The organism is Mesorhizobium sp. M0040 (assembly GCF_040323505.1).
Classification (GTDB): Bacteria; Pseudomonadota; Alphaproteobacteria; order Rhizobiales; family Rhizobiaceae; genus Mesorhizobium.
On the sequence record NZ_JAMYVA010000039.1, the window covers coordinates 25,543 to 43,392 of the forward strand.

The window sequence follows — 17,850 nt, forward strand, 5'->3', positions numbered from 1 at the left end:
GTGGTCGATGCTGATCGTCACGAACCCGCAGTATGCCGGCAATCTCGGCTATGACGACGAACCCGCCTTGGCCTACCGCTACGACAGCAACGTGCCCAACTCGCGGCAGGTGGCTGTGGGCGACGTCGTGCTTATTCGCGACGCTGAGCGCCTGCTTGGCATCGCGCGCGTCGAGGCTATCGACGCCGAAAAAGGCGAAAAGCGCCTCCACCGTTGCCCCGTGTGTCGGGATTCCGGGCTGAAGCGCCGGGCAGTGAAACTCCCGGAATACCGCTGCGACAGCGGGCACGAGTTCGATACGCCGCTGGCCGAAGACGTCGTGGTGACGCGCTATGCGGCACATTTCAGATCAAGCTTTGCGGGCGCCATGAGCTCGGTGCCCAAGGAGCGCATCCGCGCCGCGGCGTTCCGCCCGAACGGTCAATTTGCAATCGAGGAGATCGATGTCCAGGCGATCGCCGGCGATCTCCGAGAGGCGGTGCCGGGCGGACGCAGCCTCATTAACGCCGCGTTGAATGGTGGTGGCACCAGAACCGCACCGGATTGAGCAGAGGGCGCGAATGCTCCCGACTGGACTTGCGAGACCGGTTGAGCAATACCCGCTGGCGGTGGTGACAAACCTGCTGCACAGCACCCTCTTGGGGTGCTATGGTTGGCGACAGAGGTCCCGTGCGGACTTTCATGAAAAGGGGTTTCCTTGGCAGTGGAATACAAGTGTGGCGCGCTTTTTGCCGGGATTGGCGGCTTCTGCCAGGGGTTCGGAGAGGGAGGCCTCAAGACCGTCTGGGCGGTTGAGAATGATTCGCACGCGGTGGCCACCTACGCTCACAACTTTCCCGGTGTGCGGCTTATCGAGAAAGACGTGTGTACGGTCAAAGTCGATGAGCACCGGCTTGAGCCCGTCGATGTCCTCCACGCGGGCTTTCCCTGTCAGAGCTTCTCGCAGGCCGGCGGGCGGCGAGGCTTTGAGGATGAGCGGGGCATGCTCTTCTTCGAGATCATTCGCATCATCCGCGAGTTCGGCGACCGAAAACCCGCGGTCATCGTCCTCGAAAATTCGCCATTCCTGAAGTATGGCGAAGGCGGCGCTTGGTTCCTGCGGCTCCAGCACGAGATCCAAAAGGCAGGCTACTGGTTCCGTCCGGAGTCAGCCCAGGAGCTTGACGCCTCACGCGTCACCGCCCTTCCACAACAGAGGGTGCGCCTGTTTATGGTGGCGCTCTCGATGGACCACTTCTTGAGCGGCCGCTTCAACTTCCCGACAGCCGAGCACACGGCGCCCAAGCGATTGGCGGACTACATCGATTTCGACGGGTCGGTGGGCTCAGAATACTACCTCCCGCAGGACAACCGCTACTTCAAGATGATCAGCTCTGCCGTGAATAGCCGGAACTGCCTCTACCAGCTCCGCAAATATGAGGTGCGGGCAAAAGAGGAAGGCGTCTGTCCGACGCTAACCGCCAATATGGGAGGAGGCGGACACAACGTGCCCTTCCTGATGAATGGGCATGGCCTTCGCAAGCTTACCGAGCATGAGTGCCTGCGGCTCCAGGGCTTTCCATCGGCTTTCACGTTTCCAGATGATGTACCGCGGCACAGGCGCTACACCCAGGCAGGCAATGCGGTCGCCGTGCCGGTCGCGCGCCTGTTGGCCGCTGGCGTTAGGGAAAAGCTTGCATCAGGAGGGGCTAGTGTCCGATAGCGTCGGCTTTGAGTTTCCGCTCGACAGCTCAGGGCAGTGGGACGGCTTCAACGAACCGGGCATGGAGCATTTTGCGGGAAATCCGCTGGAGCATCTGGGCCGCGAGGCTGTCCAGAATAGCCTTGATGCACGTATCAGCCCAGAGCACCCGGCGCGCGTCACCTTCTCTTTGATTGAGGTGCCCACTACCGAGATGCCCGGTCTTGCAGAACTCCGAGACGCAATCGCCCAGTGCGGCAGGGCCGCCGCTAATGAAAGCCCCAAGGCAGCACAATTCTTTGAGATGGCGAAGGCGCAACTGGCGCGCCGCAAGATCCGCGTACTCCAGGTGTCGGACAGCCGGACGACCGGCGTCACCGGTCCGTGTACCAATGGTCGGCCCTACTATGCACTGATGAAAGCAACGGGGCAGAGCCGGAAAGCATCCGCGGATGCGGCCGGCTCGTTCGGCATCGGCAAGTTCGCGCCCTATACGGTGTCGGGCCTGCGCACCGTGTTCGTGACGACAGTATGGGCAGACCCTTCGGGCCGCCTTCAGCACTATGTTCAGGGCAAGTCGATCCTGATGTCGCACCATGACGCACAGGGCGAAGTGCGCCGCGGCGCGGGCTTTTGGGGCGTGCGGCGAGGCTGCCAGCCGGTGGCGGCCCTCGAGGCGGTGCCGGACTGGCTCCGCCGGCAGGACACACACGGGCTCAACCCGGACTGCCGGGGAACAACGCTCCACATCTTGGGGTTTACCGCCCAGAATAAATGGCGCGAGATCCTGGCGGCAAGTATTGCCGAGAACTTCTTCGGCGCCATTCGCCGCGGCCAGCTCGAGGTCGACATCGACGGCAAGATCGCGATCACGCGCGATACGCTTGGACAGGTGCTCAGCGACGCCTCCACCGAGGGGGCGATCTCGGACCAGAAGGGCGAGCCTGACAAGTTCCGACGCGCGCGCGACTATCTGCGGGCGCTCGGCGAGAGCAATGAGGTCACGCTTGAGGAGTCGCAGCAGCTACATCTGGGCTCGTGTGAGCTCCGCATCTTGGTGGGCGAAGGTCTGCCCAAAGGGGTTGCCGTTCTGCGCAATGGCATGTTCATCACTGATGAACTCTCGCGCCTGCGCTCATTTCCGAACTTCAAGGAGTTTGCTGCGGTCGTCGAATGCTGCAGCGAAAGGGGCAACGAACTCTTGCGTGCAATGGAGCCGCCGCGCCACGACGATTTCGAGCCGGACCGCCTAACCGGCGAGCTGGCACGCAAAGGCCGCGTGGCGCTCTTTGAGCTTACCAAATGGGTGCGCTCGATGCTGCAACGGCACGCGACCGACCCGGTGAGCGACGTCACTACCATTGATGAACTAGCCGATTATTTCGCTGATGAGGCAAACGAAGGACAACCCGGTATCCGTGAGGAAGATCCAGCTGGCGCGATCGTCATCCGAGCTCGGCATCTGCCCAACAGGGGCAAGCGCATAGGCTGGAGCCAGCGCGAAGGCGGCGCGAAACCCGGCGAAGGCGAGGCTGAGGGATCAGAGGGCGGGTGGAACGGCGAGCCCAGTCGGAATGACAGCGACGGCGCTGACCCCGGCGATGCCGAAGGCGAGGCTGAGGGATCAGAGGGCGGGTGGAACCGCGAGCTCCGTCAGGATGACAGCGGCAACCCGTCAGGTTCTGCCCGCGCGAATGCGGACATCGCGGGACGCACGGGCCTGCCACTCGCCAACGTGCGCGCAATTCTGCTGTCCCCGAGCGTCAGACGCGTCGCGTTTACCCCGGCCCAGAGCGGCACGCTCCGTCTTCAGCTCCAGGATTCAGGAGCCGACACCAACCGCCGGCTCCGCGTTCTGGCGTCATCGGCCGGGCGCGTGGAGGATGGCGAGATTGCCGGGATAGAGGCCAAGGCCGGCTCGCGCATCATGCTCGAGGTCGAGCTTGAGGCTGCCTTCAGCGGTACCCTTAAGGTGGCAGCCGATGCAATTTGATTCGCTAAGGGCATTCCCCTATCCCGTCCTCCGCCCGGACGTTGACGACTATATCGACGGCGAGCTCCAGGTAACGGCCGACTTCCAAGTGAAGGACTCCGAGATTACCGTCGATGTCACATGCGCGCTGAGCGTCGCCGACATTCATCAGCTAATCGATGAGGGACGCGCGCGCTATGTCGTCGTTTTTGCCTGCCGCGACACCTACTTCCGGCACGCTGAAGTTAGCGCTCAGCCGTCCTTTGTGGTCACGTTCCACGGCGGTGACCTGCGCGGCGAAGTGATAGTCAACCCGTATGTCATTGCAGTCAAACCGATTACCGGCTACCGCTCGAAGCTCGTAAACAGCGAGTTCGGCTCTGGTCCGTTCAGCTATGACGAAGGGTCGATCCTCGCCATGGACCGGCCACACGCCATTTATGTGGACCGCGAGATCTACCGGCCGATCAGCTCGGTGTTCACGCTAGTCCGCAACGAGAATCTCGCAGTGCACGAGTGGCGAGTCGACCTCACGAATGACTATGTGCAGCTCCAGGTCAGCACCTCGATTAAGACGAAGATCGAGAGGGCGCGCAATTCGAGCAGCAACCGCGCCATCCTCCTCAACTCGCTCTATTTCTCGGCCGTAATGCAGTGCCTTTCAGTACTCAAGGCCTCCGACCAACACGATGACCTCAAATGGGCGTGGATTATCCGCCACAAATGCCACAACATCGGCATCGATCTCGATGCTCATGACGAATATGTCGTTGCGCAACGCATTATGAGGCAGCCACTTGCGGCACTTGACCGGCTTGTGTTCGACGGAGCGGCGCATGACTAAGATCAGGCTCCTGCGGCAGACCGCGCTTGAGACGCTACGCGCCGATGTCGAGCGCAATCTCTCCCGTTACCGACAGGGGGACTTCGTTTTCTTGCAGGCCGACCCCCTCAACTGGCGCGAGGCAGCCGGTACGATTGATGAAGACGCGCTCATAGGCATCAGGCCGGGCACAGGTCCCGAGTTCGAACTTGAAAACTGCCGGGCAGTTTATGCCGCGCTTTCCTTGCTCACGCCCTATGAGGCACGTGACGAGCGACTATGGACCTATCTCAGCCATGTCCAGCTCTTCGACTACTCGAGACTTCGCTGGCCGATTCCGGAGGATGACGGGCGCGCGGCCGCCCACATCCGCCACCACTTCTTTGCGCGCGACAAGCGCGGTATCGAGCGCAACAACGCAGTCTCCCGACTTTGGTGGATGGCACACTTGTGCAGTCGGGTCGTTGGCCTCGATAGCACGGTGGCGCTCCGCATTCTTCTTGAGAAGACAGATATCCGCGCGAACATCATCGAGCGCCCGACGGTCTCGCAATCGGTTCAGTTGTTCAGCGCCATTCTGCGCGAGCTCGCAGCCTCCCAGGAAGGTGACGGGCGGCTTCTCGAGCGCGCGAGATACCGGCGCCTGATGGCGGAGATCAATTCGGTCGGTGGCTACCGCCTTCTCGATCACCTGGGGGCTGAAGAGGCCGGCAGTGTGGTTGCAGCCGCGGCCGCCAAGGTACTCGCGGAAGCACCTCCCAATGCCCGCGTCGGCATTCGGGCAGATGTGGCTGCTTGATCGGAGCCGCCGATTTCGGTCGATTGGCGCGAAGGGTCGAGAATGAGTCCAGCGAGCTCGTCGGCTACCGAATCGATAGGTCGGCGACCGCGGCCGCGGAGCGCGCACTCCCAGACTGTAATCACTCTGATTCCGGCCGCCTCTAGCGCGGCACGGCTACGGCGGTCGCGCTCTTGGTTTGAGGCAAGCTTCGGCGTCCAGTAGGCGGTGCGCGACGCCGGCTGGCGGAAGAGTCGGCAGGCATGCGCATGCCAGAAGCAGCCATGGACGAAAACGGCCGTGCGTGATGCTGGGAAGTAAAGATCTGGCCGGCCCGGCAAGTCGCGCCTGTGCAGGCGAAAGCGCAGACCTCGAGCATACAGCGCGCGCCGGATCGCCATCTCGGGCACAGTGTCACGAGAGCGGATCCGACTCATAATGTGTGAGCGTTGCAACGGAGGCAAAAAATCCATGTTTCAATATTATCGCGGCTACCCACCTGTTCAAGGGGGCGACCGACCGCACTGTCACTGAGGTCCCCATCTCAGAGCATGCAGTTCAGTCTCTGAGGTCCTTAACTGATCCTCTTGTGCGAGGCCGTGGAGACGATCCGCGAAATGCCGGTCATCGAGGCTTTCGTGCGCCTTTGCAGAGCGCGGATTGCAGACCAATTTCCGGCGGCGCTGATCAACATTGCTGGTTTGCTGCCAAACTCAGCTTCTACATACACAATGGTTCGGAACCGTCGTTTGACTGTCTTTGCGGGAGAGCGACGCTCTCCTGCGGTGATGCAAATCTTTGCATGCCAAAGATGCAAACATCCCGGCAAAAATGCAGAACTCAAGTTCCAGCTACATTGATTTTATATGAAGAACTAGTGGTGCCCAGAGGCGGATTCGAACCACCGACACGCGGATTTTCAGTCCGCTGCTCTACCAACTGAGCTATCTGGGCCTGCTCCGGCGGGCGGCAATCTGCACACCGGGTTCATGAAAGCGCCGTCGGCACCCCTTGAAAGCGCGTGGGTTATAGCACGGGAATTCGGCCTGTCCAGCGCTTAGAGCATGATCCCGAAAAGTGGAATCCGGTTTTCGGAAAAGTTCATGCTCAAACAAAACGCCAGAACCTGTTCCGTCCGACAGTGCCCGGATGGAACAAGTTCTGGACATTGATTTCAGGCGGGAAACGACAGGCAGTCCGCAAGGCCGATCATCGGTCACGATCGCGGCTGCGAAACCGTCCCAAGCCTGTGGAAAACCGCAGGTGGACGGCGCTATTTCTGGTCGTCGTTCTCGTCCTCGTCGTCGCGGCCCGGGATGACGTAGACCCCCTTCAGCCAGCGGTTGAGGTCGATGTCCTTGCAGCGCGTCGAGCAGAACGGGTAGGTTTCGCGCGCCGATGGCTTGCCGCATTCGGGGCAGGGCCGCTTGGGCCGCAACGGCGTGACCTTGTCGTCCGGGCTCATATCCGCGCACCCGACAGCCAGTTGGCGTGCACCTTAAACCCTTCGCCGCTCAAAAGCGCTACCGTCTCGTAGAGTGGCAGGCCGACGACGTTGGTGTAGGAGCCGACAAGCTTGACGACGAAGGCGCCGGCAAGCCCCTGGACGCCATAGCCGCCGGCCTTGCCGCGCCATTCTCCGGATGCGATGTAGGCCTCGATTTCCTCGCGCGGCAGCCGCTTGAAACGCACCCTGGTCTCCACCAGCCGCAAGCGCTGCTTGCCGCCCGGCGTGATCAGGCAGATGCCGGAATAGACCCGGTGCGAACGGCCGGACAAAAGCCCGAGGCAGTTGGCGGCGTCGTCGAGCGTCTCGGCCTTGGGCAGGATGCGCCGCCCGACGGCAACCACCGTGTCGGCGGCCAGCACGAAGCTCGGCAGGTAGTCGGCTTCGGTCTTCAGCGAAGCCAGCGCCTTCTCGGCCTTTTGTGTTGCCAGGCGTTTGGCCAGCGAGCGCGGGTGTTCGGCGCGCAGCGGCGTCTCGTCGACATCAGCCGGCAGCACACGGTCCGGCTCGATGCCGGCCTGCTGCAGCAGCTCGATCCGGCGTGGCGAACCCGAGGCAAGCACGAGCTTCTGCAAAATGCCCATCGCGATCCCGGCCGGGTCCTTGAACTTACTTGAAGCGGTAGGTGATGCGGCCCTTGGTCAGGTCGTAGGGCGTCATCTCGACCAGGACCTTGTCGCCGGTCAAAACGCGGATGCGGTTCTTGCGCATGCGGCCGGCCGTATGGGCGATGATTTCATGTTCGTTTTCGAGCTTGACCCTGAACATCGCGTTGGGCAGCAGTTCCGTCACGACACCCGGAAACTCGAGGACTTCTTCCTTCGGCATTCGATACCTTTGCTTGGATGGGTACTTCCAGCGCCCCGGCCGGAAAGTTGCGCGGAACCTATATGATAAACGTCCGCTTGTGAACATGCTTAATCCGCGGCGTTTTTAGCCCCGTTGCCGAGAAAACGGCGGCCGATCCGCGCCTTCAGCCGCTCGCGCACGTCGCGGTAGGCGGCCATGATCTGCTCGCGCGTGCCGCTGACGCCGGTCGGGTCGGGCATCGGCCAATACTCGACCTCGACGGCCAGCGAGCGGGTGAGCTCGAGCGCGGTGTGGTGGGCTTCCGGCGCCAGCGTCACGATCAGGTCGAAATAATCGTCCTCGAGGTCGTCCATCGTTCTCGGGTGCCGTTCGCCGAGCGACAGCCCTTCTTCGGCCAGCACGGCATCGACGAACGGATCGCGTTCGCCGCCGCGCACTCCCGCCGAGGCGACGAAGGTTGTGGGCGGAAGCACCTTGCGCGCCAGCAATTCGGCCATCGGCGAGCGCACGGCGTTCATGCCGCAGACAAACAGGATCGAGCGGGGCAGGATCGGGCGGGGCAGCGCGGCGGCCAGTTCAGCCTCGCCAGTGCAGCACGCAAACCAGCGTGAACAGCCGGCGCGCCGTGTCGAAGTCAATCTCGATCTTGCCGGCAAGCCTGTCCATCAGCGTCTGCGAGCCTTCATTGTGCAGGCCGCGCCGGCCCATGTCGATCGCCTCGATGTGGCTGGGTGTCGCGGTGCGGATGGCATCGTAATAGCTTTCGCAGATCATGTAGTAATCCTTGACGATGCGCCGAAGCGGCGTCAGCGACAGGATGTGGGTGACCACGGCTGCGCCGTCCTCGCGCGCCACCGCAAACACCAGCCGGGATTCGGCCAGCGACAGTTTCAGCCGGTACGGGCCGGCGCCGTCGTCATTGACCGGCTGGAAGCGGTTCTCCTCTATCAGGTCGAAGATCGCCACCGCCCGCTCATGCTCGACATCGGGCGTCGAGCGGCCGATCGTCTCGTCGAGCTCGACATCGATCAGCCTGGCGCGGGTTTGGTCGTAGTCGGACATTTCTACATGTTCAGCCGGATGGCGACGGAGCGTCCATGCGCATCGAGGCCTTCCGCCTTGGCGAGCGTGATCGCCGCCGGCGCCAGTGCCCGTAATTGCTCCGGCCCGAGCTTCAGGACCGAGGTGCGCTTGACGAAATCGAGCACCGAAAGCCCGGACGAAAAGCGCGCCGAGCGCGCCGTCGGCAGCACGTGGTTGGAGCCGGCGACATAGTCGCCGATGGCTTCCGGCGTGTGGCGGCCGAGAAACACGGCACCGGCATTGCGCATTCGCGCCAGGAAGGCCTCTGGGTCGTCGATTGCAAGCTCGACATGTTCGGCCGCGATGCGGTCGACCAGCGGCAGTGCTGCCTCGATCGTCGGCACCAGGATCACGGCGCCGAAATCGCGCCAGCTCGCCGCCGCCGTTTCTCCGCGCGGCAGGTTCTGCAACTGCCGCTCCACCGCCTGTTCGACCGCTACGCCAAAGGCACGGTCGTCGGTGATCAGGATCGACTGCGCCGACACATCGTGTTCGGCCTGGGCGAGGAGGTCGGCGGCGATCCAGTCCGGATCGTTGCTGCCGTCGGCGACGACCAGCACTTCCGACGGCCCGGCGATCATGTCGATGCCGACCGTGCCGAACACCTGGCGCTTGGCTGCAGCGACATAGGCATTGCCGGGGCCGACGATCTTGGCGACGGGCTTTATTGTCTCGGTGCCATAGGCAAGGGCCGCGATCGCCTGGGCGCCACCGACGCGGTAGATTTCGGAGACACCGGCAAGATCGGCTGCCACCAGCACCAGCGGCGGCACCTCGCCGCCGGAGGCCGGCACCACCATGGCGATGCGCTCGACGCCGGCGACCTTGGCCGGCACCGCGTTCATCAGCACCGAACTAGGATAGCTTGCCGTGCCGCCCGGCACGTAGAGCCCGACGGCCTCGATTGCCGTCCAGCGCGAGCCGAGCTCGACGCCGGCGGCATCGGTGTAGCGGTCGTCCTGCGGCATCTGCCGCTGGTGGTGGGAGCGGATGCGCTCGCGCGCGAATTTCAGCGCCTCGACCGTCTGCGGATCGGCGGCCTCGTAAGCCTTGGCAATGTCGTCCCTGGAGACGGCGATGCCGAGCCTGGCCAGGTCACCGCCGCCGAATTTCTGCGTGTACCCGACCAGCGCCGCGTCGCCCTCGGCACGCACCTTGGCGATGATCTCGCGCACCACGGCGTCGACATCGGCCGAGACTTCCCGCTTGGTCAGCAGGAACGCGGCAAAGCGCTGCTCGAAATCGGCGTCGGACTGGCGAAGCGTGATGGCCATCACATCAGACCCTGTGGACCGGGCGCGACGTCGCTTCCCAGGCGCCGCCGACATCGGCAAGCCGTGCCTCGATGCATTCGACATCGAGCATGATCGCGCCGCCGCCCGAAAAGATCAGCTCGACGATGCCGGCCGGCTTGTCGAGCGCGAGAAAGCTGATCGCCAGCAGCGACAGCACTTCGTCGGGCTTGTCGCGGGCAATGCCGCTGGTCTTGGCGCCGAGCACCCGGTCGAAATGCAGCACGGCCTGCCGCCGCTCATTGTGCTGGCGCAAGAAGCCGGATTTCGCCTCCCACACGAAGCGGTTCATGGTCAGCACGAAGCGCTTTACAGAAGGCAGGTATTCGAGATCGCTGACCTTCATGACGGCATCCTGGACATGCGCCGAGATGATGCTCAGATCCTGATCGTCGAGCGCGACAAGCTTGAGGCCATTCATGCGGAATTCGCACCTGCGAGTTGATTATTCGACCTTCTGTTAGGCGGTCTTTCCGGCTCGTGCAACCGCGCCGGAGGTCTTGGCCAGGCAATCGCTCCGGTCGCCGCCGCCCCTCATCCTCCTGCCGGGACCTTCTCCCGTATAGGGACGGGTGTAGTGGCTGGCCGCAACCTCGGCACCCTCTCCGCAACGCCGGAGATTGGCGAAATCCTTCGCGAGGCGGTCCTTCTCCCCGTCACTATACCGCGAGAAGATGCCGGCAGGAGGATGAGGGGCGGCGGCGACCGGAGCCTGCTATCGTTACCCCGAAATGCGCTCGATCTCCGCGCCGCAGCCGGACAGCTTTTCCTCCAGCCGCTCGAAGCCGCGGTCGAGATGGTAGACGCGGTTGACCGTGGTTTCGCCTTCGGCCGCAAGGCCGGCGATGACTAGCGACACCGAGGCGCGAAGATCGGTCGCCATGACCGGCGCGCCCTTCAGCTTCGCTACGCCGTCGACGATCGCCGTCTGGCCGGACAGCGTGATGTGGGCGCCTAGCCGGGCGAGTTCCTGGACGTGCATGAAGCGGTTTTCGAAGATCGTCTCGGTGATGCGCGACTTGCCCTTGGCCATCGTCATCAGGCCCATGAACTGCGCCTGCAGATCGGTCGGGAAAGCCGGGAAGGGCGCCGTTGTCACGTCGACCGGCGAAATGCCGGCGCCGTTGCGCCTGACGCGGATGCCTGAATTAGTCTGCGTGATCTCGGCGCCGGTCTGCGAAATGATGTCGAGCGCCGTCTGCAACAGGTCGGGCCGGGCGCCTTCCAGCACGACGTCGCCGCCGGTCATCGCCACTGCCATCGCATAGGTGCCGGTCTCGATGCGGTCGGGGATCACCCTGACGCGGGCACCCGACAGCGCCTCGACGCCGTCGATTGTGATGGTCGCCGTGCCGGCGCCGGAGATCTTCGCGCCCATGGCGTTGAGGCATTCGGCGAGGTTGACGATCTCCGGCTCGCGCGCGGCGTTTTCGAGCACCGTCTCGCCCTTGGCCAGCGAGGCCGCCATCATCAGCACATGGGTGGCGCCGACCGAAACTTTCGGGAACGCATAACGGTTGCCGACAAGCCGGCCGTTCCTGGTTTTGGCGATGACGTAGCCGGTGTCGACGTCGATATCGGCGCCCAGCGCCTGCAGGCCATCGAGGAAGAGGTCAACCGGCCGTGTGCCGATGGCGCAGCCGCCGGGCAGCGACACCTTGGCCTCGCCCATGCGGGCCAGCAGCGGCCCGATCACCCAGAACGAGGCCCGCATCTTCGACACCAGCTCGTAAGGCGCCGTCGTGTCGACGATGTTGCGGGCGGAGAAAGTGATGGTGCGCGAATAGCCTTCCTGCTGCTTTTCGCGGCGGCCATTGACCGAATAGTCGACGCCGTGATTGCCGAGGATGCGGATCAGCTGCTCGACATCGGCCAGATGCGGCACGTTTTCCAGCGTCAGCGTGTCATCGGTCAAAAGCGCGGCGATCATCAGCGGCAGCGCAGCGTTTTTCGCGCCCGAGATCGGAATGCTTCCGGCAAGCTTGTTGCCGCCGACAATTCTGATGCGATCCATGAAGAGCGTCCCCTCGGCGCCAAGGCCGGTTTAAATCGGTTGAGTCTGTTGCGGCCATCTAGACCATTGGCCGGCTAGGTTCAAGAAACAGGCTACTCCCCACTTTGGCCCACGCCGACTTGGCCAAAGTACCGGCGACCAACATAGCCGATTCGCGTTAATCTTTTTTCATCGCCGCCTGCAGCCCCTCCGGCCGCTCGTCGGCCTCGCCAGCGCGCCGCTTGTCGGCGTCGCCGGTCCTTCGTGAGCGCGATTGCGCCTTGCGCTTCTGCAGGTTGGCGCGCAACTGCTCGGCCAGCCGGTCCTTGCGGCCCGTTCCGGCCTTTTTCGCTGAACCATCCTTCTTCGGTGATCCATCCTTGTTCGGAGAAACTGTCTTGCCGTTCATCGTTCTGTCCCCGGCCGGCGACCCGCCGGTGCGTATCAAGGGATAGCCAACATTGTGGCACGGCCATGTCCGCAACGATCGCCCGGTGCGGCCTTTCAACCCGTCTTTGTCTTGGCCTTGCGCTTGCCGGTTCGATATGGCAGAAGCCCCGCCATCGGCGGCTGCGGTAGCTCAGTGGTAGAGCACTCCCTTGGTAAGGGAGAGGTCGAGAGTTCAATCCTCTCTCGCAGCACCAGTCTATCCGCACCATGCAGAGCTATGGCCATCGCCGCGCATGACCGACTGAGCAAATAGAGGCTATCAGGGCAGATCGCGACGCATACTGGCTGAATGATACGGAGCCGAGCTGCCCTTGTGCCCGGCTCCGGCTTTGACGGGAACCTATGCAGCGTCGCCTGTTAGTTGCCGACGTCGCCGCTCCGGAGCCGCTTCACGCACAAAGCGCGAAGGACCAGAGCGGCATCGGCGTAAGTGATCGCCTTTTCGCCGCCGAACACCAGTGTATTGCCGACAACCTCTAGGACATCGCCCTCGATGCGCCAAGGAAGAATATCGGTGCAGGTCCGCATGCGGCCGAAGACCGAACTGATCGGCACCGTATGGTTCTCAAACTCCACGTGCGGCTCGTCCGTTCCCGGAGTCCAGGTCTGGTAGGCTTCCAAGGCATCGTCGAAGGCTCCGTGCAAATGAATCGGAGCATGGCCCTCATGCAGTGCGGGTAAAAGGCGTGTGATCATCGGTCTCCTCCTGGATCGCGACAGCCAGCCAATGCTGCCAGGTAACCCCCCGCATTTCGATGATAGGTCTATGGCCGGATGCGACGGTGCCTACCAATAGCCGCAAGTGCCGATGCCCCAATAGAAAGCTTCATCCCGTCCTGAGCGGCGAAATTTCGCCTCGGAGTCAGAAGCGTCGTCCGCCTGCGCCTGGTCCGGCGCATAACGTGAAAGCTCCATGGGCGGGAAAAGGGCGCCGATCACGATCCTGATACAGCCCGGAACGGCTTCCAGAAATGTCTGCGTCATCGTCATCTCCTGATCCTGCGAACATGGACGGCGAAAAGTCAGGCACTTGAAGAGCGCAGTATGACCGGCTTCTTAGCAAATGTCTATCAAACTTGTAGACATTGCCTTGTAAGGAGCGAGCCTCAGACGAAATGCCATGCGAGCTTGCCTGTGACTACGGTGGATGCCTGATCGCCAAGCTTCCTGCTATCCACGCCTCGAACGGCCGCAGCTCCCGGTCTCTTGGCACTTTGCGACGGGGATCAGCTCCATCGTGCCTTCCTCGCGAGCGCGACGGATCTTCAGAATGATGATCCGTCCTTCATGAACCTTGGTCGAGCCGCCAACATGCGATCAGGTGCTCGTCGCCAGCTTGGCTGAGGGGCGGTTCGGCTTTCCTGCAATCGGCAACAGCGATCGAGCAACGGCCGGCGAAGGCGCATCCCTGGTTCGGGCCCGCCGCGATGTCGGCCTGAGAGATGATCTTCGGCGCTGCATCGTCTGAAGACGCCGCCAGCAGCAGTTTCGTATAGGGATGATTGGGCCCGTGAAAAATCTGGTCGGATGAGCCGGTTTCGACCAGGCGGCCGCGGTACAGCACGCCGATCCTGTCGGCCATGTAGCGCACGACCCTGAGATCGTGGCTGATGAACAGATAGGTCGTGTCCTTGTCGCGCTGCAGGTCGTTGAGCAGGTTGAGAACGGTTGCCTGGACGGAAACGTCGAGCGCCGAAGTGGGTTCGTCGAGCACCACGACCTTCGGCACGCCGGCGAAGGCCCGTGCGATGGCCGCCCGTTGCCGCTGGCCGCCGGATAGTGATCGCGACTTCTGCTCGGCTGTGGCGCCGGCAAGGCGAACCGATTGCAGCAAATCGCTGATGCGGGCATTTATCTCACTGCTGCGCAGGCCGGCGAGCCGGCGTAGCGGGCGGCCGAGGATCCTGCCGATCCGCTGACGCGGGTTGAGCGTGCGATCCGGCGACTGGAAAACCATCTGCACATCGCGGCGTTCGCCAAGACTTCTCTTCTCGACGCGCGGTGCGACCGTCCTGCCGAACAGTTCGACCGATCCGGCGTCTGGCATCTGTAGGCCGGTGACGATCCTTGCCAGGGTCGACTTGCCGGAACCGGACTCGCCGATCAGCCCGAAGGTCTCGCCGTGGCCGATATCGAGATCGACATTGCTGAGCACCGGTTGGCTGCCGAAGGCATGGCTGATACCTTTACAGGCGATCGCGATTCGGCGTTCTTTGCGCTCGCCGGCATCTTCATTCTGGACGGCCGAGTGCGATGGCAGGCCGTCCGTCTCCGCCAGTCTTCCATTCCGCTTCGTGTAGTTGAGCGCCGGGATCGAGGCGATCAGCGCCTTCGTATAGGCGTGAGAGGGGTTGTCGAAGACATCGCCGGCGGCGCCGCTTTCGACCACGGTTCCCGACTGCATCACCGCCACCCGGTCGCAGGAGCGGCGGATCATGTTGATGTCGTGGCTGATCAGCAGAATGCTGGTCTTGTGGTCCTTGCGCAGGCCGGAGAGGATGGCGATGATCTCGGACTGAACGCTGGCGTCGAGCGCCGTCGTCGGCTCGTCCAGCACCAGCAGCGACGGGTCGAGCGCAATCGCGATGGCGATGTTGGCGCGCTGCTGCATGCCGCCGGAGAGTTCGTGTGGATAGAGCCCCAGCACCCGCTCCGGATGGCTCACCCGAACGCGCCCGAGCAGTTCGCAAGCCCGCTCGCGCGCCTCGTCATGGCGCACCGGGCGATGCCGCATGATCGTCTCGGTGATCTGGCGGCCGATCGTCATGCTTGGGTTGAGGGCCGCGCCCGGGTGCTGGTAGACGGCGGCGATGTGATTTCCCCTGAGTTGGCGCAACTGCTCGGCGGAGAGGTCGCGGATTTCGCGGCCCTGGAACTCCAGCGCTGACGCCGCGATGCGGGCATTCTTCGGCAGATAGCGCAGGATGGCGAGCGCCACCGAGCTTTTCCCCGATCCGGACTCGCCGACAAGGCCGAGTGCTTCGCCTTCGCCTATGCGCAGCGAGACGCCACTGACGGCGGGATGCGATCCATTGCGCCCGTCATAGGCGATGGAAAGCTGGTCGACGTTCAGAACCGAGGAGGACATTGGGAGCTTGAAACCACTTTCTTCCAGCGTCGCGATCGAGGGCAATCGCTTCCACTTTCGCAATGCATTATATCTATAAAGTTACTCGAATTAGGACGGAGCGCAATCTAACTTTCATGGCTCAAGAGCGATTGTCACCGCTTTCCGAAGCAGTGCGACAATCTCCGGAGCAGATTTGGCTCCAGAGCAGATCTGGAAGGAGACCGGCATGGCTCGAGACCACATGATCCTCAGCGCATTTTTCTTCAACCCGCAGGGCGATCATCGGATGTCGTGGCGCCATCCGCGGGCGCCGGGCCGGGAGGTGCTGGACTTCGAGTTCTACCGTGATCTCGTGCAGGCGGCCGAGCGGGCCAGGATCGACACCATCTTCGTCGCCGACCACGTTTCGATCTGGGATTCGGTCAAGAGCGGTGTCGCCCACTACGCCAATGCCCGCCTTGAGCCATTGACGCTGCTGTCGGCACTGGCCGGCGTGACCAAACACATCGGCCTGATCACCACGGCGTCGAGCTCGTACAGCGAGCCCTACAATGTTGCGCGCATGTTCGCCTCGCTCGACCATATCAGCAAGGGCAGGGCGTCGTGGAACGTCGTCACATCGGCCATGGACGAGGAGGCGCGCAATTTCGGCCGCGACGGCAACATCGAACATGCGTTCCGCTATGAGCGCGGGGCCGAATTCCTCGATATCGTCAAGGCGCTTTGGGACAGCTGGGAAGACGAGGCGCTGCTGATCGACAAGAAGACGGGCTATTTCGCCGATCCCGACAAGGTCCACCCCATCGATCACAAGGGCAAGCACTTCAAGGTGCGCGGACCCCTCAACGTCTCGCGGCCGCCGCAGGGCCACCCGCTGATCGTCCAGGCAGGCTCGTCCGAGGACGGCAAGAACTTCGCCGCCGCCCAGGCCGATGCGCACTTCGCCATCTACAGCACCAAGGAGGATGGAATCAAATATCGCCAGGATATCAACGAGCGGCTTGCCCGCCACGGCAGGCGGCCGGAGAGCTTTAAGATCCTGCCGGGGATCCTGCCGATCGTCGCCGCCTCCGAGGCGGAGGGCCGGGAACGGCAGGAATACCTGCAGACGCTGCTTCCCGATCAGGTCGGCATCGACCTTCTGTCAAGCTGGAGCGGGTTGGATCTCTCAGTCTATCCGCCAGACGGGCCGCTGCCGCCGCTACCGGACGAGAGCACGTTCAATGGCGGACGGACATCGCTCAACCGGGTCAAGGAATGGTCGAAGCAGAATCTCAGCCTACGCGACATCGCCCGCAAGCTCGCCAACAGCGGTTCGGTCCCGACTGTCGTGGGCACGCCCAAACAGATCGCCGACCAGTTGCAGGACTGGTTCGTTTCAGGCGCCGCCGACGGCTTCAACCTGATGTTCCCGCTGCTGCCCGAGGACTGGGTGAATTTCGCCGAGCAGGTGGTGCCGGAGCTGCAGCGCCGCGGCGTGTTCCCGACCGAATACGCGCCAGGAACGCTGCGCGACCGCTTCGGTCTGGCGCGGCCGGCAAACCGCTTCGCCGAGCAGCGCGACAACGCACGCGCCGTGTCCTGACATCCGCTTCGGAGCAACGATCATGACAGCAGCACCCAGACTTCAGCCGCGCGAAGCCACGGCCCCGCATCTCGTCAATGTCCTGCACAGTCCCAAGCGCGTCCGCGTCAAATTCGGCGGCCGCACGATCGCCGACAGCCGCAACGTGCTCGTGCTGCGCTCCAACCATTTCCTGCCGATCTATTTCTTCCCGCCGTCAGCGGTAGACCCGTCGGTGCTGAAGCCCTCGCTGCATCGCGAACCGCATCCAGTCGGTGGCGAGACGGCCTATTGGGATATCGACAGCGGCGACAGGCGCAGTGCCAACGCGGCGTGGGCGTTCATCTCGCCGCCGGACGAATCGCTGGCGTCCCTGGCTGGCCGGATCGCCTTCACCTGGAAGGCCGTCGACCAATGGTTCGAGGAGGACGAAGAGGTCTTCGTCCATGCGCGAGACCCTTATGCGCGCATTGATGTGCTGCAAAGCACGAGCCATGTGCAGGTCTGGTTCGACGGCGAGCCGATCGCCGACAGTCACCGCCCGGTGCTTTTGTTCGAGACCCATCTGCCGACGCGTTTCTATCTACCGGCGGAAGACATCCGGCTGGAGCGGCTGACGGCGTCCGTTACAACGACGCGATGTCCCTACAAGGGCATTGCCTCCTACTGGTCGGGGCTGCTGAGCGACGGAACGGTGCGCCCGGACATCGCCTGGAGCTACCGGGATCCAATCGTCAAAATGCCGAAGATCAAAGGCCTCATCGCCTTCTATCCGCAGGCCGTTGACCGCATCCATCTCGACGGCGAACCCGTCGCATAGGTTTTTA

The 17,850-nt window shown here is 63.1% G+C and carries 21 protein-coding genes and 2 tRNA genes; 9 read left to right on the forward strand and 14 right to left on the reverse strand.

Annotated features, from left to right (window positions below; translation table 11 throughout):
• The first annotated feature begins 7 nt into the window (after window positions 1-7).
• The 5 genes from NKJ91_RS25210 (at window position 8) to NKJ91_RS25230 (ending at window position 5,275) form a co-directional block, all read left to right on the forward strand.
• Window positions 8-547 (forward strand): hypothetical protein, encoded by a 540-nt coding sequence (locus tag NKJ91_RS25210; protein ID WP_352457700.1) that lies wholly within the window; start codon window positions 8-10, stop codon window positions 545-547.
• A gap of 156 nt (window positions 548-703) precedes the next feature.
• Complete coding sequence (locus tag NKJ91_RS25215) at window positions 704-1,702, forward strand: DNA cytosine methyltransferase (protein WP_352457725.1); 999 nt, start codon at window positions 704-706, stop codon at window positions 1,700-1,702.
• Window positions 1,692-3,674, forward strand: a complete 1,983-nt coding sequence (locus tag NKJ91_RS25220; protein WP_352457701.1) for a hypothetical protein — start codon at window positions 1,692-1,694, stop codon at window positions 3,672-3,674. Before NKJ91_RS25215 ends, NKJ91_RS25220 begins: the two co-directional genes overlap by 11 nt.
• Entirely contained in the window at window positions 3,664-4,497 is an 834-nt protein-coding gene (locus NKJ91_RS25225) for a hypothetical protein (RefSeq protein WP_352457702.1), read from the forward strand. The genes NKJ91_RS25220 and NKJ91_RS25225 overlap by 11 nt, the downstream gene beginning before the upstream one ends.
• Window positions 4,490-5,275, forward strand: a complete 786-nt coding sequence (locus NKJ91_RS25230; protein ID WP_352457703.1) for a DUF6339 family protein — start codon at window positions 4,490-4,492, stop codon at window positions 5,273-5,275. The genes NKJ91_RS25225 and NKJ91_RS25230 overlap by 8 nt, the downstream gene beginning before the upstream one ends.
• Here the strand turns inward: NKJ91_RS25230 and NKJ91_RS25235 are convergent.
• Window positions 5,164-5,727, reverse strand: a complete 564-nt coding sequence (locus tag NKJ91_RS25235; RefSeq protein ID WP_352457704.1) for a very short patch repair endonuclease — start codon at window positions 5,725-5,727, stop codon at window positions 5,164-5,166. The two genes, NKJ91_RS25230 and NKJ91_RS25235, sit on opposite strands and share 112 nt — an antisense overlap.
• A 144-nt stretch (window positions 5,728-5,871) precedes the next feature.
• Here NKJ91_RS25235 and NKJ91_RS25240 point away from each other — a divergent pair, with 144 nt between their 5' ends.
• Entirely contained in the window at window positions 5,872-6,114 is a 243-nt protein-coding gene (locus NKJ91_RS25240) for a hypothetical protein (RefSeq protein ID WP_352457705.1), read from the forward strand.
• 18 nt (window positions 6,115-6,132) lie between these two features.
• Here NKJ91_RS25240 and NKJ91_RS25245 read toward each other — a convergent pair.
• From NKJ91_RS25245 to NKJ91_RS25290, 10 genes are all read right to left on the reverse strand, one after another.
• Window positions 6,133-6,208: transfer RNA gene (locus tag NKJ91_RS25245), tRNA-Phe, on the reverse strand.
• 319 nt (window positions 6,209-6,527) lie between these two features.
• Window positions 6,528-6,719, reverse strand: coding sequence for a DNA gyrase inhibitor YacG (gene yacG / locus NKJ91_RS25250; protein WP_023677402.1), 192 nt, complete (start codon window positions 6,717-6,719; stop codon window positions 6,528-6,530).
• On the reverse strand, window positions 6,716-7,345 hold the full coding sequence (locus NKJ91_RS25255; protein WP_352457706.1) for a Maf-like protein: 630 nt from the start codon (window positions 7,343-7,345) through the stop codon (window positions 6,716-6,718). The genes yacG and NKJ91_RS25255 overlap by 4 nt, the downstream gene beginning before the upstream one ends.
• Window positions 7,346-7,370: 25 nt before the next feature.
• Complete coding sequence (gene infA / locus NKJ91_RS25260) at window positions 7,371-7,589, reverse strand: translation initiation factor IF-1 (protein WP_006200926.1); 219 nt, start codon at window positions 7,587-7,589, stop codon at window positions 7,371-7,373.
• A gap of 89 nt (window positions 7,590-7,678) precedes the next feature.
• A complete protein-coding gene (locus NKJ91_RS25265) occupies window positions 7,679-8,146 on the reverse strand; it encodes an arsenate-mycothiol transferase ArsC (RefSeq protein WP_352457726.1) in 468 nt (155 codons plus the stop codon).
• 1 nt (window position 8,147) lies between these two features.
• Window positions 8,148-8,633: a UPF0262 family protein gene (locus tag NKJ91_RS25270; protein WP_292663977.1), complete on the reverse strand. Its 486-nt coding sequence runs from the start codon at window positions 8,631-8,633 to the stop codon at window positions 8,148-8,150.
• Between the two features lie 2 nt (window positions 8,634-8,635).
• Window positions 8,636-9,928, reverse strand: a complete 1,293-nt coding sequence (gene hisD / locus NKJ91_RS25275) for a histidinol dehydrogenase (RefSeq protein WP_352457707.1) — start codon at window positions 9,926-9,928, stop codon at window positions 8,636-8,638.
• Between the two features lie 4 nt (window positions 9,929-9,932).
• Window positions 9,933-10,367, reverse strand: coding sequence for a DUF2948 family protein (locus NKJ91_RS25280; protein WP_352457708.1), 435 nt, complete (start codon window positions 10,365-10,367; stop codon window positions 9,933-9,935).
• 300 nt (window positions 10,368-10,667) lie between these two features.
• Window positions 10,668-11,960: a UDP-N-acetylglucosamine 1-carboxyvinyltransferase gene (gene murA / locus NKJ91_RS25285; protein ID WP_352457709.1), complete on the reverse strand. Its 1,293-nt coding sequence runs from the start codon at window positions 11,958-11,960 to the stop codon at window positions 10,668-10,670.
• Between the two features lie 157 nt (window positions 11,961-12,117).
• Window positions 12,118-12,348 (reverse strand): hypothetical protein, encoded by a 231-nt coding sequence (locus tag NKJ91_RS25290; RefSeq protein WP_352457710.1) that lies wholly within the window; start codon window positions 12,346-12,348, stop codon window positions 12,118-12,120.
• A 160-nt stretch (window positions 12,349-12,508) separates the two neighbouring features.
• Between NKJ91_RS25290 and NKJ91_RS25295 the strand changes: the two genes are divergently transcribed.
• Window positions 12,509-12,583: transfer RNA gene (locus NKJ91_RS25295), tRNA-Thr, on the forward strand.
• A gap of 163 nt (window positions 12,584-12,746) precedes the next feature.
• On the opposite strand, the gene NKJ91_RS25300 is transcribed toward NKJ91_RS25295, so the two are convergent.
• From NKJ91_RS25300 to NKJ91_RS25310, 3 genes are all read right to left on the reverse strand, one after another.
• Entirely contained in the window at window positions 12,747-13,085 is a 339-nt protein-coding gene (locus tag NKJ91_RS25300; RefSeq protein ID WP_352457711.1) for a BRA0787 family protein, read from the reverse strand.
• Window positions 13,086-13,175: 90 nt separating this feature from the next.
• Complete coding sequence (locus NKJ91_RS25305) at window positions 13,176-13,379, reverse strand: hypothetical protein (protein WP_352457712.1); 204 nt, start codon at window positions 13,377-13,379, stop codon at window positions 13,176-13,178.
• Between the two features lie 295 nt (window positions 13,380-13,674).
• The gene (locus NKJ91_RS25310; RefSeq protein ID WP_352457713.1) at window positions 13,675-15,477 is read right to left on the reverse strand and encodes a dipeptide ABC transporter ATP-binding protein; all 1,803 of its coding nucleotides are present in this window, start codon (window positions 15,475-15,477) and stop codon (window positions 13,675-13,677) included.
• Between the two features lie 208 nt (window positions 15,478-15,685).
• On the opposite strand from NKJ91_RS25310, the gene NKJ91_RS25315 reads away from it, so the two are divergent.
• Entirely contained in the window at window positions 15,686-17,044 is a 1,359-nt protein-coding gene (locus tag NKJ91_RS25315; RefSeq protein WP_352457714.1) for an LLM class flavin-dependent oxidoreductase, read from the forward strand.
• 22 nt (window positions 17,045-17,066) lie between these two features.
• Window positions 17,067-17,843, forward strand: a complete 777-nt coding sequence (locus NKJ91_RS25320; protein ID WP_352457715.1) for a DUF427 domain-containing protein — start codon at window positions 17,067-17,069, stop codon at window positions 17,841-17,843.
• The last annotated feature ends 7 nt before the right edge of the window (window positions 17,844-17,850 follow it).